Origin of the sequence: Cyclobacterium xiamenense (assembly GCF_009467825.1) — a bacterium.
Taxonomy (GTDB): domain Bacteria; phylum Bacteroidota; class Bacteroidia; order Cytophagales; family Cyclobacteriaceae; genus Cyclobacterium; species Cyclobacterium xiamenense.
Genome location: NZ_WIOK01000015.1, coordinates 83,474 through 107,414, shown reverse-complemented (window position 1 = coordinate 107,414; position 23,941 = coordinate 83,474). Strand labels below are relative to the sequence as shown.

16 protein-coding genes are annotated in these 23,941 nt (G+C 48.5%); 8 read left to right on the top strand and 8 right to left on the bottom strand.

Going from position 1 to position 23,941, the window contains the following annotated elements; genetic code table 11:
- Window positions 1–36: 36 nt before the first annotated feature.
- The gene (locus tag GCU44_RS12940) at window positions 37–1,209 is read right to left on the bottom strand and encodes an aspartyl protease family protein (RefSeq protein WP_241684942.1); all 1,173 of its coding nucleotides are present in this window, start codon (window positions 1,207–1,209) and stop codon (window positions 37–39) included.
- Between the two features lie 292 nt (window positions 1,210–1,501).
- Here GCU44_RS12940 and GCU44_RS12935 point away from each other — a divergent pair, with 292 nt between their 5' ends.
- A complete protein-coding gene (locus GCU44_RS12935; protein ID WP_092171681.1) occupies window positions 1,502–1,972 on the top strand; it encodes a Fur family transcriptional regulator in 471 nt (156 codons plus the stop codon).
- Between the two features lie 11 nt (window positions 1,973–1,983).
- Here the strand turns inward: GCU44_RS12935 and GCU44_RS12930 are convergent, their stop codons facing one another.
- The 4 genes from GCU44_RS12930 to GCU44_RS12915 all read right to left on the bottom strand — a co-directional run bounded on the left by GCU44_RS12930 (window position 1,984) and on the right by GCU44_RS12915 (window position 5,112).
- Window positions 1,984–2,436 (bottom strand): SRPBCC family protein, encoded by a 453-nt coding sequence (locus GCU44_RS12930; RefSeq protein ID WP_154856774.1) that lies wholly within the window; start codon window positions 2,434–2,436, stop codon window positions 1,984–1,986.
- 20 nt (window positions 2,437–2,456) lie between these two features.
- The gene (gene hflC, locus GCU44_RS12925) at window positions 2,457–3,395 is read right to left on the bottom strand and encodes a protease modulator HflC (RefSeq protein ID WP_154856773.1); all 939 of its coding nucleotides are present in this window, start codon (window positions 3,393–3,395) and stop codon (window positions 2,457–2,459) included.
- A gap of 39 nt (window positions 3,396–3,434) precedes the next feature.
- A complete protein-coding gene (gene hflK / locus GCU44_RS12920) occupies window positions 3,435–4,412 on the bottom strand; it encodes an FtsH protease activity modulator HflK (protein ID WP_154856772.1) in 978 nt (325 codons plus the stop codon).
- 88 nt (window positions 4,413–4,500) lie between these two features.
- The gene (locus GCU44_RS12915; protein WP_092171689.1) at window positions 4,501–5,112 is read right to left on the bottom strand and encodes a cytochrome c oxidase subunit 3; all 612 of its coding nucleotides are present in this window, start codon (window positions 5,110–5,112) and stop codon (window positions 4,501–4,503) included.
- A gap of 177 nt (window positions 5,113–5,289) precedes the next feature.
- Here GCU44_RS12915 and mfd point away from each other — a divergent pair, with 177 nt between their 5' ends.
- The 3 genes from mfd to GCU44_RS12900 all read left to right on the top strand — a co-directional run bounded on the left by mfd (window position 5,290) and on the right by GCU44_RS12900 (window position 13,109).
- The gene (gene mfd, locus GCU44_RS12910; RefSeq protein ID WP_154856771.1) at window positions 5,290–8,637 is read left to right on the top strand and encodes a transcription-repair coupling factor; all 3,348 of its coding nucleotides are present in this window, start codon (window positions 5,290–5,292) and stop codon (window positions 8,635–8,637) included.
- Between the two features lie 252 nt (window positions 8,638–8,889).
- Window positions 8,890–10,113: a gliding motility lipoprotein GldJ gene (gene gldJ, locus GCU44_RS12905; protein WP_154856770.1), complete on the top strand. Its 1,224-nt coding sequence runs from the start codon at window positions 8,890–8,892 to the stop codon at window positions 10,111–10,113.
- Window positions 10,114–10,301: 188 nt separating this feature from the next.
- Window positions 10,302–13,109, top strand: coding sequence for a YCF48-related protein (locus tag GCU44_RS12900; protein WP_154856769.1), 2,808 nt, complete (start codon window positions 10,302–10,304; stop codon window positions 13,107–13,109).
- Here the strand turns inward: GCU44_RS12900 and prfA are convergent.
- Window positions 13,106–14,182 (bottom strand): peptide chain release factor 1, encoded by a 1,077-nt coding sequence (gene prfA, locus GCU44_RS12895; protein WP_092171700.1) that lies wholly within the window; start codon window positions 14,180–14,182, stop codon window positions 13,106–13,108. The two genes, GCU44_RS12900 and prfA, sit on opposite strands and share 4 nt — an antisense overlap.
- A gap of 176 nt (window positions 14,183–14,358) precedes the next feature.
- Between prfA and GCU44_RS12890 the strand changes: the two genes are divergently transcribed.
- The 4 genes from GCU44_RS12890 to GCU44_RS12875 all read left to right on the top strand — a co-directional run bounded on the left by GCU44_RS12890 (window position 14,359) and on the right by GCU44_RS12875 (window position 19,586).
- The gene (locus GCU44_RS12890) at window positions 14,359–15,021 is read left to right on the top strand and encodes a Tll0287-like domain-containing protein (RefSeq protein ID WP_154856768.1); all 663 of its coding nucleotides are present in this window, start codon (window positions 14,359–14,361) and stop codon (window positions 15,019–15,021) included.
- Window positions 15,022–15,133: 112 nt separating this feature from the next.
- Window positions 15,134–17,659 (top strand): M14 family metallopeptidase, encoded by a 2,526-nt coding sequence (locus GCU44_RS12885; protein WP_154856767.1) that lies wholly within the window; start codon window positions 15,134–15,136, stop codon window positions 17,657–17,659.
- A gap of 79 nt (window positions 17,660–17,738) precedes the next feature.
- Window positions 17,739–18,341 carry a DNA-3-methyladenine glycosylase I gene (locus GCU44_RS12880; RefSeq protein WP_154856766.1) on the top strand — a complete coding sequence of 201 codons (603 nt, stop codon included), beginning with the start codon at window positions 17,739–17,741 and terminating at the stop codon, window positions 18,339–18,341.
- A 6-nt stretch (window positions 18,342–18,347) separates the two neighbouring features.
- Entirely contained in the window at window positions 18,348–19,586 is a 1,239-nt protein-coding gene (locus tag GCU44_RS12875; RefSeq protein WP_394366492.1) for a serine hydrolase domain-containing protein, read from the top strand.
- Window positions 19,587–19,588: 2 nt separating this feature from the next.
- On the opposite strand, the gene GCU44_RS12870 is transcribed toward GCU44_RS12875, so the two are convergent.
- Both GCU44_RS12870 and GCU44_RS12865 read right to left on the bottom strand, forming a co-directional pair.
- Window positions 19,589–21,022, bottom strand: a complete 1,434-nt coding sequence (locus GCU44_RS12870) for a DASH family cryptochrome (protein ID WP_154856765.1) — start codon at window positions 21,020–21,022, stop codon at window positions 19,589–19,591.
- Between the two features lie 324 nt (window positions 21,023–21,346).
- Complete coding sequence (locus GCU44_RS12865; RefSeq protein WP_154856764.1) at window positions 21,347–23,773, bottom strand: TonB-dependent receptor domain-containing protein; 2,427 nt, start codon at window positions 23,771–23,773, stop codon at window positions 21,347–21,349.
- Between the last annotated feature and the right edge of the window lie 168 nt (window positions 23,774–23,941).

Sequence of the window (23,941 nt, the reverse complement as noted above, 5' to 3'; positions counted from 1 at the left end):
GAAATTCATATAAACATCTATATGTTGAAAAAGGGGTTACAATTGTTCTTCGAGAAGAAAGGTAATCTTATGTAAGGTACTGGCCGTTTCGTCTTCCGGGTCCCTGCGAAGGAGCTCCAAAGAAATCACCTTACCTTCCACTGAACGAAGCAAATCTGTGATATCGGATAATTCCCAGAAGGCTGCTGGAATTTTATTGATCGTAATGATTTCGTCGAAGGCCTCTACCCCCTGCCGGTGTGCGGGAGAATTCTCTCGTACCTGACTGATGTAGAAACGTTTGTTTTCCGCCGAATATACCCGTACCATCAGTCCGCTCATGTCGTATTTGAATTCGTTGCTGAATTTGGCTCCTTTTTTAAACAGGATCCGTTCCCGGGGATAGTCAAAAATGATTTTCATCCGGTTTAGCACATCCGATCCCAGGCTTCCATTTCTGCCTGTTCCGATAATCACTTCTGAAAATTCATTTTCTTCCGGATAGGATGTAATGACATTTCTAAACTTAAGTCCGTGAATGCCCAGGCGTTTTACCCGGCCTACGTACCCAAACAAATCGCCGCCCAATGAGCGGCCCAGGTCGCTTTCCAGGGTGGTTTCAGGCAGCACGATGTCCTCGCTGGTTTCCATGTTTAAAAGCAGCCCGTGATTGGCACCGGTATCTATCAGTAACTTGGATTGCAGGTCCGGTCCGTTTGTCTGACGTATGGTAGAGGCGATATAGGGTTTATTGCCGTCGATTTCAATGTCCATTTTTCTAAATCCAAAAGGTCGCCATTTGAGGGCCGTTCGTTTGTAAAAACCGACCGAAGCATTGTCGTAGTCTATTTTTATCGGATTGTTTTTAAAAAACTCATGGCCAATTACCCCATACACCGGTATTCCAATTACTTTCTCCAATTCCAAAAAATCTTCATCCAGAACCAGAATTGCCTGGAATATTCCCTCCACAGGCCCCAAATCAAAATGGTTGTTTGGGGAAACAGAGGCACTTAATACCGTCTTCCCATCTGCCCCGACCAGGTTTAGTTTGCGGGTGTACTGCATGTCCATTTGGTCGGCCAGGGTTTTGCTGAAAAAAATATTGGATTTGACGCCGGTGTCGAAAAGAAAATTCACTTCGGGTCCTCCATTGATGGAAACAGGCATGATAATCAGGCTATTGGAATCGATGAAGGGTAGGTCTACTTTTCGCTTTTCTTTTTTCATGTAAAAGCCGGGTACCTGGCTTTGCAAAGAAAGGGCAAAGAAAAAGACCAAAAAAAACAAGAATAGCTGTTTGATGCCAGGGTGCATAGATGCGTAGTTCGTATTTATTGGTTTAATATAGAAAATTAATTTAAGTACTTTGACATTAACCCCTATTCTTTGGGTATGTTTGGTTTTTACTATCTCTTATTTAGAAAGATTGAAAATAACTATGGTATTGCAGCATTGAAAAGTTTCAGGGTTTGATAAATCTAAAAAAAAACCCATCTTTATTCCTTAGAATACTAAAAATATGGCCGATAAGTCAATTATTGAAAAAGCAAAAAAAATATTCGAAAATTACCTCATCCGGCAAGGAAGCCGAAAAACACCGGAGCGGTTTTCCGTTATTGACGAACTATATGCCCTGCCTCAGGATGAACATATTGATGTAGAGGGTTTATTTTTAAAAATGAGAAATAGCGGATACTCCATCAGCCGGGCCACCATCTACAATACATTGGATTTATTGGTCGAATGTGGCCTTGCCGTAAAACACCAGTTTAAAGACAAAGTAGCCCTGTACGAACAAGCACTTACCTACAAGCACCACGATCATTATGTCTGCAACCAATGCCGGAAAATAAAGGAGTTTTCCGACCAGCGGATCAACCTGATTAAGGAGGCCATGGGAAAAGAGTTTTCTTCCCATATTACCAGTCATTCCCTGGTACTCTACGGCGACTGTCTGATTCCGGAATGTGAAAACCTACAGGTTATCTGATCCAAACGACCCTACTCCTTTTTTTTACGCGCGAAATAACGTTTATAAATGGGTTTTCGGAGCGCAAACTGAAGGTAAAGGACCGGGTACAAAAGAAGACCAAGCAGCGCATTGGGTGCGGTATAGTCGATCTCATCGACGATCAAGGAATGCTTCTCTCCCTGATTCACCACCCGGTGTTTGTGCCGCCACCTACGCAGAAAGAATGGCAATTTTCTTCCTGCGTCGATAAAGAAAAACTCCCTTTCGTCCGTTTGGTCGGCTACGATTTCACTGGTCCAGGTTTGCTTGAAAAAAATAAATTTCAATTCCAGACTTACCAGGTCTCCCTTGGACGAGCCATCAAATCGCAGCAACTTCACTGGAGGAAAAGGCGGATTCAATGACCTGAATAGATCTTCGGTAAACCCTGCTTTTACCTCCAGGTAAGGCCGCGCTACCTGCGTACTTAAGTTAATCCTCATCCTATGCGACGTGTATTCGGCTACTGCATTTTCTTTAGGTATTGTAATAGCTCACTGTCTGAGGAGATGACCAAGTTGGTTTTTTCGTCTAGAGACTTTTCCAAGGCCTCCAGGGAACGGAGAAATTTATACAGATCAATGGATTGCCGGCTTTTGTTATACGCGGAGGCATAGATTTCGGTGGCTTCTGCATCTGCCCTACCCCGGATTTCCTCGGCTTCCCGGGTAGCTTCCGACTGGATTTGAGCCAGGTCCCGCTCCTTGTCACCCTGAATCTTCCGGGCCTCTCCCTGTCCTTCGGACCGAAATTGATCGGCGATACGGTTTCGTTCACTTATCATCCGATCGTAAACCCGATCCCGAACCTCGTCCACATAATTCATTCGCTTGAACCTGAAATCGAGGATCCGCACTCCAAGATCGGACGTTCGTTCATTTGCTTTTTGCAAGACAATTTCCTCGATCGCTTCCCTTCCTACTTTGATGTCTTCCAGCACTTCCAATTCCTCCATGAAATCCTCTGTCACCTCCGGGTCACGGTTGGTAGACCGCACGATGTCCAATAGGTCATTGCTGGCAATGGCATTTCTAGTCTCGCCGTCCAGGATATCATCCAATCTGGATTGGGCAGAACGTTCGTCCCTCAAACGAATAAAAAACTGCAAGGGGTCCGTGATTTGCCAGCGGGCATAGGTATCCACGAAGATGAATTTCTTGTCTTTGGTAGGAACCTGGTTTTTGTCTCCATCCCATTCCAGATAGCGCTTGTCAAAAAATTGCACTTTCTGGATGAAAGGGATGACAAAGTTGACCCCTGGACTGGTTCGAGGTTCGCCTACGGGCTTACCAAATTGGGTGACGATGGCCTGCTGGGTCTCGTCCAGAATAAACACACTCTGACCTACGACTATAAGTCCGACTACCACCAGTATGATGTATACTACGTTACTTTTTTTCATGGCTTGCTAATTAGGAATTTTTCCTTCCTGCTTGATCGTTCAGGGAGCGGGGTTTTGAATGGCCTTATTTAAATTCAAAAGCGGCAGCACGTTGCTTCCGCTTTCATCCGTGATAACGGTGTTGCCGATTTTGGGAAGTACTTTTTCCAATGTTTCCAGGTACAGACGTTGCCGGGTCACTTCGGGCGCCTTGACGTAGGCCTCAAAGACGGAATTAAATCGGTTGGCCTCTCCTTTTGCTCCGTTGACCCGGTTTAGGGCATAGGCCTCTGCCAGTTGTATGGTTTCATCCGCAATACCTCTGGCTCGGGGTATCACCCGATTGTAATCGGCTTCTGCCTGGTTAATCAGCGTTTCACGCTCTTGTTGGGCTTCGTTGACAGCATTGAAACTGGGTTTTACCGGTTCGGGAGGATTAACATCCTGCAACACCACCTGATCGATTCGAATCCCATTTTCGTATTCGTCACACATTTCCTGCAGCAATACTTCCACACTGGTGGCTATTTCCTGTCGTCCTACCGTCAATACCTCATTGACCGTTCGGTCTCCCACGATTTTTCTCATGGCAGCCTCCGACATGTCGTTGAGGGTTTTTTCCGCATTTCTTACGCGAAACAGGTAATTGTAGGAATTGACGATCCGGTACTGGACCACCCATTCTACATCGGTGAGGTTTAAATCCCCGGTAAGCATCATGCTTTCGTCGCCGTATCCGGATTTAACGTAATCCGAACGGACCCCCGCGGCACTGGTTCGAAAACCAAACTCTTGCTTGAGCTGCCGCTGCACCGGTATTTTATACATGGTCTCAACAAATGGAATGATAAAATTCAGGCCGGGCAAGACGGTACGGTTGTACTCTCCCAATTGAATCACTACCCCTTCTTCTTCTGGACCCACGGTCTTAACGGCCGAAAATACCACAATGATCACTGCTATCGCCAGAATGATTTTGGATAGGTATTTCTTTATCCAATCCGGATTGACGTTGATTTCAAATTGATTGTCTGACATAAATACGTGTTTTTTGCAATTTACGATTATTTGATCGATTTCACCCTCCGGGAGGAGATCATTTCTAACCGGAATGATTTCATCTTTCCTAAAACATCCAGAGAAATAAAACAAAAAGAATTAACCACACTGCGTCCATGAATTTCCAATACACGGCGAATAAATCCAGCTTCATGTGTTCATAGGGGTTTGTTAAAAGTATCAGGGATTTTACCGGGTCTTTACCGGATTTTTCCACCTGTATTACCAATACAAGTGCATAAATCAGTGCCCCGCCCAGGTGAAACAGGTGAATGCCGCTCAGTACGTAAAGAAAACTACCCGAAGGAATGCCCCGAAAGTCAATTCCCATGGTGGAGAGCTCTTTCCATCCCAGAAACTGAAAACCGGAAAACAATAGCCCCAGAAGAAAGGTAAAAAGCAGAAAATTTTTCGTTTTGTCCAGTTCGTGTAGCCGAAAGCTGGGCAGTATTTTGCCAGAGGTGTAGCTACTTACCACAATCAACAGGCTACTCATGATGAAGGATTTGGGAAAGGTAGAGCGCTCAAACACACCGGATTCCGGTTGAGACAATACAAAAGCGGTCGTGAGGAAGAAAAATAGCAATCCACTCCCAAACATACCCAAATACATCAACGTGCGGTAAGGGTGCATGTTCTCAATTTTCCGAAACCAATGGGTCTTTTTCTCTTTTTGCATAGGCCGTATTCGAATAACAAAACAAATTTACAGTTTGTTGGCAAAAGGGCGTAAATAGGCGAAGGGATTTGGGTTTTTACGAATATGCCCGGTTGGAATCCGGAGCAGAGGCACCTTATTACCGGGGAAATTGATAAATTGCGCCAATTATTATCCGATCATTAAACCAAAAAATACTTGGATAGATCTTCATTTTTGTCGCTTTACGAAGAGGATCCCTTCGTCCGGAACCTGGCCTTGACTCTGGGAAAAGGCGATCAGTCCCGCATGCAGGTGCGAGGCCTGTCCGGCAGTATGGACATGGTTTTGCTTCAGGCGATTACCAAACTGGCAGGCGGATTTCACGTCATTTTGGCTCACGATCGAGAGGAAGCAGCATACCTGGCCGGGGATTGGCAGGCGCTGACCGGCACACAGCCTTACCTGTTTCCCGCCAGTTACAAAAAGCCCTACCACCACGAGGACATTGAAAATGCCAACGTGCTCATGCGCGCCGAAATTCTGAATCAGCTATCCCAATCGCCCACGGATGGAAAGGTGCTGGTCACTTCTCCGGAGGCCATCTACGAAAAAGTAGTCAACAAGAAAAGCCTTAAGGAAAGTACATTTACCGTTCGGAAAGGCGAAATGGTGGATTTGGCCTTCGTGGAAGAGCTGTTTACCACCTATGGTTTTGAAAAATCCGATTTCGTTTACGAAGCAGGGCAATTTGCAGTTAGGGGTGGGATCATTGATGTGTTTTCGTATGCCAACGACCTGCCTTACCGACTCGAGTTGTTTGGACAAGAAATTGACAGCATTCGGGTATTTGACCCCGAAACTCAGTTGTCCACCGTTCCGATAGACCAAATCAATATCATTCCCAACATCCAAACCACCATGCAGGATGCAATCAGGCAACCGATCGTGGATTTTTTTCCGCCGGACACCTGCTTTTGGATCAAGGATTATGCCCACTGCATGGGCGTCTTGGAAAGCCTGTACGAGAAGGCCGATACCTACTTTCGGGAGGGAGGAACGGCCGCTAAGTCCTTATTGATGGCGCCCGACACGCTCTTTTTATCTGGAAAGGCCTTTGAAGAAGCCATCTCTCCGTTTAGACAAATCGCCTTTGGACACGTGTTTACCTGGAAGGATGTGCCGGAGTTCCGGTTTCAGGGGCAGCCGCAGCCGTCCTTCAACAAGCACTTTGATCTGTTGGTCCATGATTTAAATGAAAACGCCGCCAGGGGAATACGGAATATCATTTGTTCGGAAAGTGACAAGCAGATAGGCCGCTTGTTGAATATTTTCTCGGAGTTGGACCCAAGTTTGGACGTACAGACCCTGCCGATTAGCCTTAGGGAGGGCTTTATCGATACCTCGCTAAAACTGGCGTGTTACACGGACCACCAAATTTTTGAGCGGTTTCACCGGTACAAAACCAACCGTACCAGCAGCAAGTCAAAAGCCCTTACCCTCAAGGAAATCAAGAATTTGCATCCAGGAGATTTTATCGTACACGTGGATTACGGTATCGGCAGGTTTGCCGGGTTGGAAAAGGTAGAGGTCAATGGGAAGTTGCAGGAGGCGATCCGATTGGTTTTTCGGGACGATGACCTGCTGTACGTCAATATCCATTCCCTGCATAAAATTTCCAAATACAGCAGCCAGGAAGGGACGCTTCCCACCATGTCGAAACTCGGTTCTCAGGAATGGGAAAACAAGAAAAGTAAGGTAAAGAAAAAGGTCAAAGACATTGCCAAGGACCTCATTCGCCTGTATTCAAAAAGAAAGGCGGCCCCAGGACACCGTTTCTCTGAGGATAGCGTTCTCCAGGTAGAACTCGAAAGCTCGTTTATCTATGAAGATACGCCCGACCAGGCTGTGGCTACTGCGGATGTCAAAGAGGATATGGAAAAGCCCTATCCTATGGACCGCCTGGTTTGTGGGGATGTGGGCTTTGGGAAAACCGAGGTAGCGGTTCGTGCGGTATTTAAAGCGGTAAATGACCGCAAGCAGGTGGCGGTGCTGGTTCCTACCACCATTCTTGCCATGCAGCACTACCAGACGTTTAAGGAAAGACTAGCCGATTTTCCGGTGGAAGTCGCGTACATCAACCGGTTTCGTACGGCAAAGGAAATAAAGGAAATCATTAGAAAAACGGAAAATGGGGAAATTGATGTACTGATCGGGACCCATCGAATTGTAAATAAAGACATCAAATTTAAAGACTTGGGCTTATTGGTCATTGACGAAGAACAAAAATTTGGGGTCAAGGTAAAGGACCAACTCAAGCAACTTCGTGTAAACGTTGACGTGCTTACGTTGACCGCTACTCCCATCCCGCGTACACTGCATTTTTCGCTGATGGGTGCCCGTGACCTGTCGGTAATTGCTACGCCTCCACCAAATCGGCAGCCGGTGACCACCGAAATCTATACCTTTCGGGAAGATATCATCCGGGATGCGATTGCCAACGAGTTGAGTCGTGGGGGGCAGGTGTTTTTCGTCCATAATCGGGTGGGAGAAATCGACGCCATTGCCAATCTAATCCTCCGGCTGGTGCCGGATGCACGGGTGATTGGTGCTCACGGTCAGATGGATGGGAAAAAACTCGAAAAGGTCATGGTGGACTTTATTGAAGGTGTCTACGACGTACTGGTATCCACCAATATCATCGAATCGGGCCTGGATATTCCCAATGCCAACACCATCATTATTAACCGGGCCCACATGTTTGGCATGAGCGATCTGCATCAAATGCGGGGAAGGGTCGGTCGAAGCAATAAGAAGGCCTATTGCTACCTCTTGACGCCGCCCACTTCAACCCTAAGTGCAGAATCGAGAAAACGGCTGCAGGCACTGGAAGAGTTTTCCGATTTGGGAGATGGTTTTAAAGTAGCCATGCGGGACCTGGACATTCGTGGGGCAGGTAACCTCCTGGGAGCCGAACAAAGCGGGTTTATTTCTGATTTGGGTTTTGAAATGTACCACAAGATCCTGGACGAAGCAGTACAAGAGTTGAAACAAACCGAATTTGCAGCGCTGTTTGAAACCGATCTGAAGGAAAAAACAGCCGTGCTCGTTCAGGATTGTGTGATCGAAACGGATCTTGAGCTCTTGATTCCCGATAGCTATGTCAGCAATATTTCGGAAAGATTGAGTCTGTATTCCAAATTGGACGCGATCAAGGAGGATACCGAGCTTGCTGCCTTTAAAAACGAAATCCGGGATCGGTTTGGACCCGTTCCGGATAGGGTAGAATCCTTGTTTGAAACGGTGGAACTGCGGTGGATGGCCGAGCGCCTGGGCTTTGAGAAACTGGCTTTGAAAAACGAACAAATGAAATGCTACTTCGTTTCATCAAAGAACGACGATTACTTTAGCTCTGACGTTTTTCGAAACATCATCGCCTTCATTCAGTCCCACGGACGGTTTTGCAAAATAAAAGAGACAAAAGATCGTTTATTATTGGTAATCAAGGGTGTCGACACCATCGGTAAGGCCAAAAAATGGCTCCACGACTTGCTACGTAAGGTATAATTTGATGGCTCTACCCACTGGTCAAGAGTGGGTTAGGATGCGTCCCGGTTGCGTACCGGTAAAAAAAATCAAAAAAATGGAAAAAATTTCATGCGAACATTACTAACAATGGTATGAAATTTTTTGTAGTATTTCACAAAATCGGCCAGTTCCTTGCTTTTCGACTCGTCAGCAGGGAAAAAAGATTATTGGTATAATATATTATTGATCCTATATTAGCGTTTTAATAGGGCAAAACCAAAACGTTGTCACATGAAACTGGGTAACAGAGAATTTAATTTTAGTTTTTTTGCCGGGCTGGCAGTACTGGGTTTTTTATTTGCTTCCTGTGGGAATCAATCTAGCCGCCGAACAGCTAGCGATCCGGGGGGTATCAGTGCTTCCACCGGAGCCAGGTATAGTTTCGACGAAGAAGATTCCGTGTCTTTTCAGGTGTTTCGATTGCCGCGAGAGGTGGTAGGACCCAGGCTGGTGTTTATCCAGGGGGGAAGGGCCGTTTTGGGTTCGCAGGAACAAGACATCATGGGCTTTCGGGACAACGTAGAGCGGACCGTAACCATCGCATCGTTTTACATGGACGAAACGGAGGTCACCAATGTAGATTACAAAGAGTTTTTGTTTAACATGGCCAAAAGAGACGGTGTTAGCGCTGACTCCATTCAAAAGTTGGAGCCAAACGAGAAAGTCTGGGATGGGACCATGTCCTATAACGATGTTTATGCCACGTACTATTTTAGGTATCCCGGATTTAACTTTTACCCGGTAGCAGGCGTCAGTTGGGTACAGGCCAATGCGTACAGCAAGTGGCGCACGGCTTATGTCAATGAATTGGAACGCGAGAAAAACGAATTGGATTCTGCGCTAACACAGGACCAGTTGATTGAAAGGGGTTCTGTATTTCCCGATTACCGCCTTCCAAACGAGGCAGAATGGGAGTTTGCCGCCAAAGCCATGATCGGAACACAGTACATGGACGAGAACCAGGAAAATGGAAGGATTTATCCCTGGGATGGCAGAGGTCCACGAAACCCCTATAATATTAAGAGAAAGTCCCGACAGGGAGACTTTCTGGCTAACTTCAAGCGAGGTCGGGGTGATTACGCGGGTATCCCCGGAAGTGTATCGAATGACGGTGAGATTATTCCCACCAACGTGTACGACTTTCCGGCCAATGATTTCGGTTTGTATAACATGGCTGGTAATATGAACGAGTGGGTTCAGGACGTATACCGACCCTTGTCTTTCCAGGACTTTGACGATTTGAATCCCCTGCGAAAGGACGGGGTATACGATGAGGAAAATACATACAATACCACACTTATAGACGATAACTACCGGGTATACAAAGGGGGTTCTTGGAGAGACGTAGCTTATTGGCTTGCTCCGGGTACCAGGCGGTTTATGCATCAGGATTCGGCTTCTAACCACATTGGGTTCCGATGTGCCATGATTGCCGTGGGAGGAAAAGACCGGTAAGTAGTGTGGTCCGGCAGCGATTTGAAAAAAGGGGAAACAGCCCCTTTTTTTTATGCCTTCTTTTTTTTCTTTTGCATTCATAAAAAAGCCGTTGGGATGTCCTGCTGGCAATAAATGTACTTTTTCTGTTTAATACTGATTTAAATGGTATTTTTGTAGGTATAATTTATTTAACCTTAGGCATTTGTATGAAGCGGGCTTTATTTTTAGTTTTCGTGCTGCTGTTGTTGGTTCAGGAGGGGTTTGGCCAAAGTTGGAGGCGCGTAGGGCATTGGGGAAACGACTATACGGCCATCCAATGGGTCAACGAAAATGTGGGATATATTGCTGGAGAAAATATTTTTCTTAAGTCCATTGACGGAGGACTTAGCTGGGTAGAACTCAAATCCCCCACTTCCGGAACATTGCTCGACCTGGCATTTTTTGACGAGCAAAAAGGGCTGGCACTCGGAGAAGACGGAACGATTTACCGAACTCAGAATGCAGGAGTCGATTGGAGCAGCTATTCCCATGGTTCGGGCCAGGTGTATCATGGTCTTCATTTTATAAGCGAGCAGCTGGTACTAGCCGTAGGAACCGGTGGGTCAATCATCCGTTCGGAAAACGGTGGATTGAGTTGGGCAGATGTTCCCATGAGTAGCCATGCGGATATACATGGACTTACCTTCGCAAACGATACCCTCGGATTTGCAGTGACTGCCGACTCCGAAATTCTAAAAACCGTCAACTCAGGAGTGAATTGGGTAACCATACCTTCTGGCTTTCAGGCGCCTTTAAATGGTGTTTATTTTACCAGCGACTCGGTAGGATATGCCGTGGGTAATTTAGGAACCATCATCAAAACCCAGGATGGCGGTAACCACTGGCAGTTTATCAATAGTGGGATTGATACCGACCTTCGGGAGGTGACCTTTAACCCGGCCTTTCCTCAAATTGGTGTGATCAACGGAGATAATGGAACCATCCTAAGAACCGATAACGGTGGACTGACCTTTCTTGCAAGCAACTCCCGCACCCAACAAAACTTAATGAAATTGGCGTTCCGACCGGATACCAATAACGTGTTAGGGGTAGGTTCCAGTGGTACCCTGATTACCTCCAACAATTCTGGAATAACCTGGGCTGTGCGGCTCACAGGAAGGTCCACAGATTTTACAGCCGTACAGTTTATCACCGACATAAGGGGATTTCTGACCGGCGAGCAGGGACTGATTTTGCTTACCGGCAATGGGGGTAATTCCTTCGTGGACCGTTCGCGACCCATTTCGCTCCCGTTTAATGCCTTGTATTTTGTCAGTGCGGTCGCAGGCTTTGTAGCCGGAAACAATGGTAACATTATTAGCACGACCAATTCGGGAGGCAACTGGACTACGCTGAATCCCGGCACTAACCGAAACGTGAACGGGTTGCATTTTTTTGATTTTAACCGCGGCTTTGCTGTCGGAGAGCGCGGGCTGATAGCCAAAACAGAAAACCGCGGCATCAACTGGGAGATCATTCCATCGGGCGCAGGAGATGTTTCGTTTAGCGATATCGTGTTTTTTGACGAAAATATGGGGCTGATTGTCGGAGACCAAGGGCAGCTTCTTCGTTCGGACAACGGGGGAGCAAACTGGAGCCGTGTCGTGCCGGGCACCACCGCCGACTTTCGTGCCCTGACTTTGCTCGACGATACAAGGGCCATCCTGGTTGGCGATGGAGGGACTGTTTTCAAGACCGTAGATCGGGGTATTTCCTGGCAGCGCTTGCAAACAGGCTTCGATGTGGCATTTAGTGACGTAGAATTTCTGGATGAGTCGGTAGGATTTATCACCGGTGAAGAGGGAATCATTTTGCGTACGTTTGATGCGGGAGAGACCTGGGAAAAACTTCCGACGAACACCTATCAGGATTTTACCGGGCTGAGCTTCGGCGATTTGAACGTGGGTTATGCAGTTGGAGAAAATGGGATCTTTTACCAATATACCTGTCAGGTTCCGCAGGACATTGCCACGATTTTTGGCGAAGATGATATCTGCCTTAGTCAGCAAATCTACACCATCCAGGATCTGGAAGAGGAAGGCACCCGTTACGAATGGCGAGTAGATGGAGGTACGATACTGGAGGGGCAGGGAACGACCCGGGTAGTGGTGCGTTGGGATAGGCCCGGCAGAAATGCCGTAATGGTCCGTGGTCAGAATAAGTGCGGAAACGGAAATACCCGGGCACTGGAGGTGGTCGTTTCGGATCAGCCCCGGCAGACAACCTCCATACAGGGCGAAGGGGTGGTTTGCGTAAATACCCTGGAAGAATATTTTGTAGACTCCATTCCAGGGACACAGTATTTCTGGTCAGCCACCGGAGGGGTGGTGCGAGCCGGACAGGGTACTGCGCACATTACCCTCGAATGGACAAACCTGGACGAACAGTCGGTTTCTGTTTCCACAACGAACCCTTGTGGACAAGGACCCAGTACGGAAAAGTTGATTCGGGTGATTACCATTCCGGACCAGCCGGCGGCCATTGAGGGTCCTAATCGGGTGGGTTTTCAGGAGGCAGATTACGAAGTGCCAGCGGAACAGGACATCAACTACCAATGGTCCGTGGGTAGTGGTGGAGAAATCATCAGCGGGCAGGGAAGCCCGCTTGTACGAATCCGATGGGAAGGAGAAGGAGACCACGAACTGGAAGTCACGCCCATGAACGCCTGTAATCAGGGTCCAAGTCAGGTCTTGTCTGTCAACGTGAATCTGATTACCTCACTGCCGGAACGGGAAGATGACGCGCGGTTACGCGTATATCCGAGTCCCTCGTTTGGCGATCTGTACGTGCATCTGGAGGGGCTACCCTCCCTCAGTAGTCTGGAAGTTATCAATGCCATGGGCCAAAAAATCAGGGAAATTCCGACCCGGGAAGGCCAGTCGGTGTACCCCATTACCGGACTTCCCAAAGGCATGCACCTGCTAGTCTTCCGCACGCGAACGGCTACCTATCAGCGAAAAATTGTCGTTTTCTAGGCCTCGATGCCCCCATCTTTCATTTTCTCGGCATTTTCGGCAAAGCGCAGGGCACTGATAAATTCCTCAATATTTCCCTCCATCACTTCCGGTAGGTTGTAAACCGTCTTGTTGATGCGGTGATCGGTCACCCGGCTTTGGGGGTAATTGTAGGTGCGGATTTTATCGGAACGGTCTCCACTCCCGACCATCGATTTTCGTTGCGCACCCACCGTTTCGTTGTGCTTCGCCAATTCAATTTCGTAAATCCGTGACCGCAATACCTTCAGGGCTTTCTCGAAGTTTTTGATTTGGGACTTCTGGTCCTGGCAGGTTACTACCAGCCCGGTGGGTTCGTGGGTGAGGCGCACGGCAGAATAGGTGGTGTTCACCGACTGGCCACCGGGCCCGGAAGAGCAATAGGTATCCTTCCGAACGTCGTTCATGTCGATCTGAACGTCCACTTCCTCCATTTCAGGGAGTACGGCCACGGTGGCTGCCGAGGTATGTACCCTGCCCTGGGTTTCGGTAGCCGGTACCCGTTGCACCCGGTGCACGCCGGATTCATACTTCAGCATGCCGTAGACATCCGCCCCGGAGACCGAGCTGATGATTTCCTTGTAGCCTCCCGAGGTACCAAAGGTCAGGTCGAGAATCGTTAGGTTCCAGTTTTGTTTTTCGCAGAATTTTTGGTACATGCGGAAAAGGTCTCCGGCAAAAAGTGCCGCTTCATCTCCACCAGTACCGCTTCGTATTTCCAGAATGCAGTCTTTTGAGTCGTTGGGGTCTTTCGGAATCAGCATTTTTTTCAGCTCTTCCTCCAGTTCTTCTTTCGTATCTTTTAGCTCCTCCCACTCCAGTTTCGCCATTTCTCTGAATTCCGGGTCTTTTTCCTTTTCCAAAAGCGCCTTGGTACTGCGGATGTTCTCCAGCGTGAGGCGGTAGGTTTCGTACACGGCTACCACTTTCTCCAGGTCTTTGTATTCTTTGGAAAGTTTCGTGTACTTCCCCATATCCGACATGGCATCTGGCTGAATGATCAGTTGGGATACTTCTTCAAATCGTTCTTTTATGGCTTCCAGTTTATCCAGCATGGTTCCTTTTGGTTTGGAGGTCAAAATTAAACAATATTGTTGACGAATCCCCTCCCGGCAGCCCAGAAAGCTGTGACCCTGCTTCGGCGGTCATGGATTCGTGATTTTTATCAGCAAGTGAACAATTTTGCCGGTAACTGTGTATCTTTAACTAACGGACATCAATGATTGGTCTTATGAAAAATTTAAAAACACTTCTTTCTTTTGGCGTAATTTCATTGTCGCTTCTTTCCTGCAGCGAAAACAAAACGATCGACCGGGATGTCGTGGAACAGGTGAATCAGGCAAATGAAGTAAAAAAAGTTTCTGAATCGGATATCATCGCGTACGCCATGCAGTGGGGAGACGAAATTAGCCAGGATGCCCAGAGCGAACTGATTGGTTCCCTCCAAAAAGCCATCGGAGAAAAAGGCGTACCGGAAGCGATCGATTTTTGCCAGGTGGAGGCTTTGCCCATCACCAAAAAAGTATCCGATAAGTACAAGGTGGAAATACGAAGGGTTTCCTTAAAAAACCGAAATCCGGAGAATAAACCCACCGAATTGGAAAAAACCCTGCTAGATGCGTACCAGTACAATGTGGAAAACAATGTCGACAGCCGTTCCAATATTCAGAAGGTAGAAGATGGCCAGGTACTGTTGTATACCAAAGCCATTACCATCCCGGGAGGCCTTTGCCTGAATTGCCATGGAGAACCCGGCAAAGAAATCAACGAGGCAACGCTGGAAAAAATTACCAGCCTGTACCCAGAGGATAAAGCAGTCGATTTTAAGGTGGGTGACCTGCGCGGCATGTGGAGCATTTCCATCCCCAAAAGTGAGGTAGTAAAAAAGATGTAAGCCATCCAAACGGACTATTTCCTTCTTTTTTACCGGTTCCTGCGTATATTCGCACCGAAAACCTGTTCCCACGTTGGCACAGGTGTTCATCGTGTTTACATAAAATCCTCCCATGAAGAAATTATACCTGCTAGCCGGGCTGCTACTGCTACTGTTACATACCAGCCTGTTTGCACAAGTCAAAAGTCCCGCTGAATTTTTGGGGTACGCACTCGGCGAGCGATTTACGCCGCACCACAAAGTCATCGACTACTACCGCCATGTGGCCAGCGAAAGTCCGACCGTACACCTGCTGGACTACGGACAGACCAATGAATTACGTCCCTTGCTGGTAGCTTTCGTTTCCTCCGAAGAAAATATAAACCGTCTGGAAACCATCCGCACGGATAACCTCAAACGAGCAGGTGTGCTGGAAGGATCTCCGAAGCTTTCCGTTCCGGTACATTGGATGAGTTACAATGTACATGGCAACGAGGCCGTCTCCTCCGAAGCCAGCATGATGACGCTTTTCTCCCTGGTAGATCCCAATACGTCCCAATACAGCGACTGGCTCCATGAGGTGTTGGTCGTATTGGACCCCTGTGTAAACCCCGACGGGCAGGAGCGGTACGTCAATTGGTACCAGCAAAAAATGAATCAGGTGCTGCAACCGGATTTGCAATCCATCGAACACCGGGAACCCTGGCCCGGGGGGCGCCCCAACCATTACCTCTTTGACCTAAACAGAGATTGGGCCTGGCAGACCCAGGTGGAATCGCAGCAACGGTTGGCCTTGTATAACGACTGGCTGCCTCAGGTGCACTTGGATTTTCATGAACAGGGAATCAATTCTCCCTATTATTTTGCCCCGGCAGCAGAGCCCCTTCACGTACAATTGACCGACTTTCAGCACGAATACCAGGAACGCTTCGGGCGGAATACGGCGCGCTATTTCGACGCAAACGACTGGTTTTATTTTACCAAGGAACGTTTTGACTTACTTTACCCTAGTTACGGCGATACCTACCCCATGTACAACGGGGCGATTGGGATGACCATCGAGCAGGGAGGCTCCGGAAGAGCCGGAATCGGAGGACTTACCGCAACCGGTGATACCGTTACACTTTCGGATCGGATTATTCATCACCATACCACTGGTATTTCAGCTATTGAGACCACATATGACCTAAAGGACCAAGTTTTGCAAGCCTTTACCGAATACTATTCGGAGAGTAGCACCAATCCGTTGGGTCCCTACAGAAGCTTTGTAATCAAGGGCAGTAATCCAGCGGCCAAGACGCAAGCTTTTTTGGCCTTATTGGATAAAAATCGCATCCGCTACGGTCTTAGTGGCAAATCCGCTAACCTAACCGGTTTTTCCTATCAAAACGGTCAGACCGAGCGCCTAAGATTGGAAGAAAACGACATCGTTATCAATGCCTACCAGCCCAAGTCCGTATTGACCCAGGTGCTATTTGAACCCGAACCGGTATTGAATGACAGCATCACCTACGATATCACCTCCTGGGCCCTTCCCTATGCCTATGGGCTAGATGCTTATGCGCTGGAAGGTCGCCTGGATGCGGAACAACCCTACGTAATACCCGACTTCGTACCGAATCAACCCGATGTGGAAACGCTGGCCTATGTGGCTCCATGGCAGGCTACCGTTCACGTGAAGTTTCTCGCTAGCCTGCTGCAGGAAGGAATTCGCGTTCGCTACAACGAGTACCCCTTTGAGGTGGGTGGCAACAGCTACCCCACCGGTTCGCTGATCATCACCCGGGGAGGAAATGAATACATTTCCAATTTCCACCAAAAAGTTACCGATTTGGCCAATTCTTTCCGGATCTCGTTGGGGCAATCGAAAACGGGATTTGTAGACAGTGGAAAGGATTTTGGCTCTTCCTATGTGCGCGTTATCCAGAAGCCCTCCATAGCACTGGTCGGTGGTGAAGGGGTGTCTTCGTTGAATTTTGGTGAAATCTGGCACTTTCTGGACAGCGAATTAGAGTATCCCGTGGTAGTCCTGGAACGGGATCAATTATCCAGGGCTGATCTGAGCAAATACGATGTACTGGTACTGCCTTCCGGAAACTATCCAGAGGAGCTTTACGAAACCTTGATCAACTGGGCCGCTGCTGGCGGTAGGCTGGTGGCTCTGGACCAGGCGCTAACGCTTTTTGCAGACAAAGAGGGGAGCATGCTTCAGACCTATGCAGACGAAGGAGAAAAAGCCCGACGGGACAGTGCCGCAGCGGCGTTGCAGGAGGCAGAAAAGACGGCGCCCTATTTGGAACGCGAGCGACTTGCTATTTCCGGCAATGCGGCAGGAGCCATTTTCGAGGTAGAGCTGGATGCTACCCATCCGCTGGGATATGGGAAAATGGGGAAATTTTACACGTTAAAGAACAGTTCTGACCGCTACGCGCTAATGGATCAGGGGATCAATGCCGGCTATATTGCCAGCACCGATAGCCACCGTACCGGGTTTATCGGGTATAAAATCAAACCCGGGATGGCCCGTTCGCTGGTATTCGGTGTGGCACCCAAAGGAGCGGGACAGTTGATTTACCTGGCCGACAATCCCGTCTTTCGAAGTTTCTGGGAAGACGGGAAGTTGATTCTGGCAAATGCACTTTTTCTTTCCGGTAATTAAAAAATTGCTCCTTGACCCATTTTGGGAACGTTTTTTCCCTGGTTTTTGCGTATATTTCTAAGAAACTTACCCAGCAGGTATGAGCGAGTTAGTTCCCAATCAGGCGGACACCTTCCGTTGTCCCTGGTGCCTTGGATTTGAAAAGTACATCCGGTATCACGACGAGGAATGGGGGGTCCCGGTCTATACCGACCGCAAACATTTTGAGTTTCTGGTGCTGGAAAGTGCGCAGGCTGGCCTGAGTTGGGCGACCATTTTAAAGAAACGAGAAGGCTACGCCCGCGTTTTTCACGACTTTGATTACCAGAAAGTAGCTGGATTTAGTCAGAAGGACATTGAAAGCTGCATGGTCAATCCAGCCATTGTAAGAAATCGTCTTAAAATAGAAGCTGCCGTAACGAACGCCCGTAAGCTAATTGAGCTGCAGTTGAATTACGGAACCTTCACCGATTATATCTGGGGCTTTGTGGACGGGAAACCTATTCAAAATGAATGGAAGGACCTTTCCATGGTTCCGGCAGCGACCCAACTTTCCAACCAAATAGCCCGTGATTTGAAACAAAAAGGATTCAAATTTCTGGGTAGCACGATCGTTTATTCGCATTTGCAGGCTACCGGAATCGTAAACGACCACCTCGTGCAATGTTTTCGGCACCAGGAAGTCAAAAGATTGACCCGTTGATATACCATGAACGACATGATTTTACGCCATTCTCTAATTAGTTGCCTGCTGGTAGCGGCCGTTTTGCTGCCAGGCTGGGTACAAGGGCAGGATTTTTTCCCCGAAAAGGGACATTGGGAGGAAAGGAACCCCGAAGCGCTTGGCGTGCAGGGCGCACGGCTTCAGGAAGCCATAGCCCTCGCCATCCGAGAGGAAAGTGATGCAGATCCCAATTTAAAAATAGCCCACTACCTCAGTGGGTTTGGCAGGGAGCCTTTTGGATATCCTATCGGCCCCATGAAGTTCAGGGGCCCTGCTACCGGCTTGATTATTTACAAGGGATACGTAATTGGCAAGTGGGGAGAACCCGAGCGGGTAGACCTGACATTTAGTGTGGCTAAGAGTTTTTTGTCCACCGTGGTAGGGTTAGCGGTGGATCAAGGGTTGATCGCCAATGAAAAAGATTTGGTCCATCCGTACATGGCGCCCATTATCCCCTACAATCCGGATTTGGCCCACCGAGACAAAGCAGCGCATCTAAATGAAGAAGACGTTATTGACCTGTTTTCTGGTATCCACAACCGAAAGATCACCTGGGAGCACCTGCTTCGGCAAACGTCGGACTGGGAAGGTACTTTATGGGGAAAGCCCGATTGGGCCGACCGACCCCGGGGTGCTAGTGAAACCTGGCTGGGCCGGGAACGGAACGAGCCGGGAACGGTATTTACGTACAACGATACCCGGGTGAATGTGCTTGCCCTGGCAGCGATGAACGTGTGGCGAAAGCCGCTTCCCGTCGTGCTGAGGGAACGCGTGATGGATAAAATCGGTGCGAGTCCCACCTGGCGATGGACGGGGTACGAGAATTCCTTTGTTGTACTCGACGGGCAAATCATGCAATCCGTGAGTGGAGGATCGCATTGGGGTGGTGGAATGATGATCAATGCCTATGACCTGGCCCGATTTGGCTACCTAACCCTTCGAAAGGGGCAGTGGAAGGGCGAACAGCTCATTTCTTCCGATTGGATGGCTAAATCCCGTGTGCCGGGTACCGCCCAGGATAATTACGGCTTTATGAATTATTTTTTAAATACGGGCCGTCGGGAAATACCCGCAGCACCCGAATCGGCCTTCTTTCACCTGGGCGCGGGTACCAATATGGTGTACGTAGACGAGGACCACGACTTGGTGATCGTCAGCCGTTGGATAAAGAATGCGTCAAAAGCTGAGCTGGTTGCACTGGTTCTGGAAAGTTTGCCGAAATAGCCTCATACACTCCAGTTTTCAGCAGAAACAAGTGGCATGGGGTAATCCGTTCCGAGCTTTAATCGGTTTTTTTTCAGGATTTCGGAAGAAAGATGGAAGGGCACATGCCGGTCAAAGCCGCTCAGTTTAGCCAATTCCGGGATCCAGCGGCCAATGTAATCCCCTCGAGGGTCGTATTTTTTGGCTTGCAATAAAATATTGAAATACCGATCCGATCTTGGGTCGTTTCCTACACCGGCAATGTACATCCAATTGCCCCAGTTGCTGCATGGATCGTAGTCGATGAGTTGCTGCTCAAAATAGGCTGCTCCCCAGCGCCAATCGATTTCCAAGTCATTCACCAGAAAACTGGCAACCAATTGCCTGCCCCGATTGGACATAAAGCCGGTTTCGTTCAATTCCCGCATGTTGGCATCGATAAATGGGATCCCCGTCTCACCTGCGGTCCAGCTGAAAAATAGGTCCCGATCCTCCTTCCAATACCCCGCGTTGTTGCGAATCCCAGCTAGCTGGAAAATTCTGGATCCGTGTTTTTTAGCAATGAACCGGAAAAAATCCCTCCAGATCAGTTCGAAAATCAGCCAGTAGGTAGATTGGTTCTTGGTCCGTTCGGTTTCATAGCGTTTGATTTCCCAGTAAACTTGCCGGGGAGAAACCGCACCCAGGGCTAGCCAGGGAGACAACTTGCTGGAATAATCCGGCCCAAGCAAGCCGTTGCGGGTGTTTTTATAGTCAGCCAGTGCATCCGTTTCCCAGAGGTAGTGGTGTATTCGTTCCCTGGCAGCGGTAGCGCCTCCCCGGAAAATCATGTCTCCTGCAGATTCCAGAACAGCTGGGGCATAACCCAACCCTTCTAAATCGGGAAACCCTTCGCTTGAATTTTCCGGAAAGGGAGCGAAATGAACCGGATCGGAAATGGTTTCCAGCGGGCGAACCTGTACCAATTTTTCGCATTCTTTTCGAAAGCGGGTGAATACTTCCGGGAGTTGCGTCACTGGAAATGGTAGGTCGTCAACGTGAAAAAGGGTAGATTGCCAAAAGCTTTCGGTGGCAATTCCCAACTGCCAGGCAGCTTTTTCCAGGGCTTGTTCCACACCGACCTCCTCGGGAGTGACCTCCTGGGAAAAACAAATCACCCCGGCTCCCAGGGTTTTGGCGAGGCCGGGAATTTCCTTTTCCGGATGGCCTTGGATAAGTAGTAGTTTTCCTCCTTTCGCAGCGATTTGTTGCTGCAAGTCCCGGAGGGTTTCCAGAAGGAAACGGGCCCGGTGAGGCCCGGTTTTCTTTAGTCCAAAATCACCCGGCCCAAACTGTCGGGCATCCAGGCAGTAAACCGGAAACATGCTTTCTGCAAGTTCCGTTGCTTTTTTCAATGTGAGGTTGTCTTCCCACCTCAAGTCGTTTCTCAGCCAGACAAGTGCTCGTTCATACTTCATACACCAGATAAACGCCTTGTTTAGGGAAAGTGTTTTTTACAAAAACCCGGTTTTGGCGGATATTTTGGTTGGGTTGGTCACCCGGAAACCAGGATTTCTTTTGGTCGTTTGTCCACTGCTTTAGCCGTGGGCAAAAAAGGACCCGTCCACCATATTGGCTTTAGCCAAATCTTTTATCCGGTAAAGCGTTTATTTCATAATCTCTTCCCAATTTTGGCGAAAGCCCAGGATCTATGGAATCATATTCTACGGAATGGGCTAAAGCCGCATTCCTGTTGAAAGATGTTTGCCATTGATTTTTCAGGCGATTATTCCATCCAAAATTTACTCCTCACCAAGAATTGTTGGCTTGCTTTGGGCTTTGGATTGCTTAATCCGGTAGTTGAGCGTCAGGTTAATTTGTCGCTTTCGCGGCAGGATATCCCCAACCGTCAGAAAGCCCGGGCCTTCAAATATATACCGATTTCTACGGGAATTAAAGACATCCATCACATTTAGAATGAGCGTTCCGCGGCCATTCAGGATGTCCTTACTGGCAGAAATGTCCAGGTAAGTAATGGCCTTTTGTACACCTTGAGCCACCCTTCTGCGCCCTTCGTAATTCCCTCGTAGTTGCAGATCCAGACCATTGTTCAGGGTAAAGCGGGAGGTCAGGCGGGTAAACCAGGAATACGTGTCTGCGGTGTACGTGTCAAGGATATTGCTACCATCTACCCGCGCATAAAAAAAGTTGAAATTTGCATCCAGTTTCCACCAATCCACAGGGTAATAGTCGGTGGTGAATTCAAAACCCATGGATTGCTCCCCTATCAGGTTTTCCGGGAAGGTGGTGGAATTCCCATCCTCGTCCACGCGTCGGATGCGTTCGATTTTGTCTTTCGTATTTCTGTAATAAACCGTTGAAAACAGCGAGCCATGGTCCATGTATTTGATATGCCCGAATTCAAATGCATCGGTGTATTCTGGATTCAGGTCGGGGTTTCCTGCAAAGAAATTCCGGGCATCGGAAAAGGTCATGAAGGGGCTTAGGTCGTTGTACACGGGCCTTCGAATCCTGCGGCTATAGCTCAGTTGCATAGCATCGTCGGGGCTGATGTTGTAGGTAAAATGGGCGGAAGGAAAGAGGTTGACGTAGTCCCGGGGATTGACTTCGTTGCTGCGGACCAGGGTGGTCTTTACATCGGTGTATTCCAGCCGAAGGCCTCCCTGATACGAGAGTTTGTTGCTTTTGTTGCCCAAAATGGCGTAGGCCGCGTGGATGTTTTCATCATACAGGAAAATATCATCCAGTCCAGGCAATGGCTCCATCGCTCCTGATTCGGTACGCTCGCTGACGATAAAATCGTTTTCCATGTTCCGGATGCTGCTACGTATTCCGGTTTCGAAGCTGCCTTCACCTCCGATGGGTTGGGTATAGTCCAGCTGCAGCAACCACTGCCGGTCAAATTCGTCGTTGATGGAGGTCTGCAGCAGCGATCCTCCCGGAATAGCCGTTCCATCCGGAAAAAAGGCATCCTGTGTGTACACCTGGTCCGAGTTTTCCCAATAATCCAGGTACGTAACCGCTACACTTAGTACATGACCGTTTTCGTCAAAACTTCGCTTGTATGTCAGGTTAAACTCAGAATTGGGTTCTTTTTCGTCTTCGTCCTGCGTTCGCAGGGTATAGCTATCGAGGGGTCCCCCTTCCCGGGTATAATCGTCGTACCGGATATTGGTCAGGCGCCGGGCATCGCTTCTCCTCCAAAGATAGGACCCGGTGAGAACGCTTTTTTCACTGAAAAAATAATCCAGGCCTGCCCGTATGTTATTGTTCAATCCGTTGACGGTACCGCGGGTGGTCTGGTAGGAATAAAAACTGGTGTCTGCATTGCTTACTTCTTGTCGGATGGTTCCTTCCCGGGGCACCCGTCGGTAGGCTACTCCGTAGTTGACAAACCAGTTGATGTTCTTACGCCGGTAGTTCAGGTTGGCAGCCATGCCAAAATTGTGCGGATTTCCCGTAATTCCTTCCAGCGAGGCGTTGAAGCCCTGGTTATTTTCTTTTTTGAGGACGATGTTGATGACGCCGGCCATTCCCTCGGCTTCGTAGCGCGCGGAGGGATTGGTGATGACTTCTACGGTCTCAATCATGCTAGCGGGGAGTTGTTGCAGGCCACTGCTGCCTTTGAAACTAACCAAACCAGAAGGTTTGCCGTCTACCAGAATGCGGACATTGCTGGATCCGCGCAGACTTACGCCCCCTTCGGGATCCACGGTGATGGAAGGCAGGTTCATCAGAATGTCGGAGGCCGTTCCTCCGGCATTGGCCAGGTCCTTGCCCACGTTAAAGATTCGTTTGTCCAGGGAAAGCTCCATCATCGTTTTTTCCCCCTGTACCACCACCTCATCCAGATTTTCGGTATCCGCTTCCATTTCGATGCTGCCCAAATCCACGTTTCGGTTGTCCCGGTTGATGCGCAGTTCGCTTAATTCAAAAGCCCGGTAACCCATGAATTCCACCAATACCGCGAACGCTCCCTGGGGAAGGTTTAGGGAAAAGGTACCGTCTTCGGACGTTATTCCTCCGTTTACCAGTTTTTTTTCAGCACTTGTTGCATCAAATACGCTCACAGTGGCGAAACCCAGGGGGCTCTTCCCCTGACTGTCCAGGACTTTTCCCCGAATTTCTCCGAAATTAGTGGATTGGGCAAAAAGCGAGGTACTGATTAGAAAAAATAAGATTATTCCGGGCAGGTAGATTTTTTTCATAGGTATGAATTATTTTTCTGGGTATCCGCAAAGATAGAAATACAATAGGTAGGAAAGTTGAATTTTTACAGGAAAGCCGAAAGAAGCGCACCGGAAGGGTGCATTTTTTGATTAAATAGGGAGCATTGGAAAGCAAGGTTACGATTTTTTAAAGACGATTACGTGAGC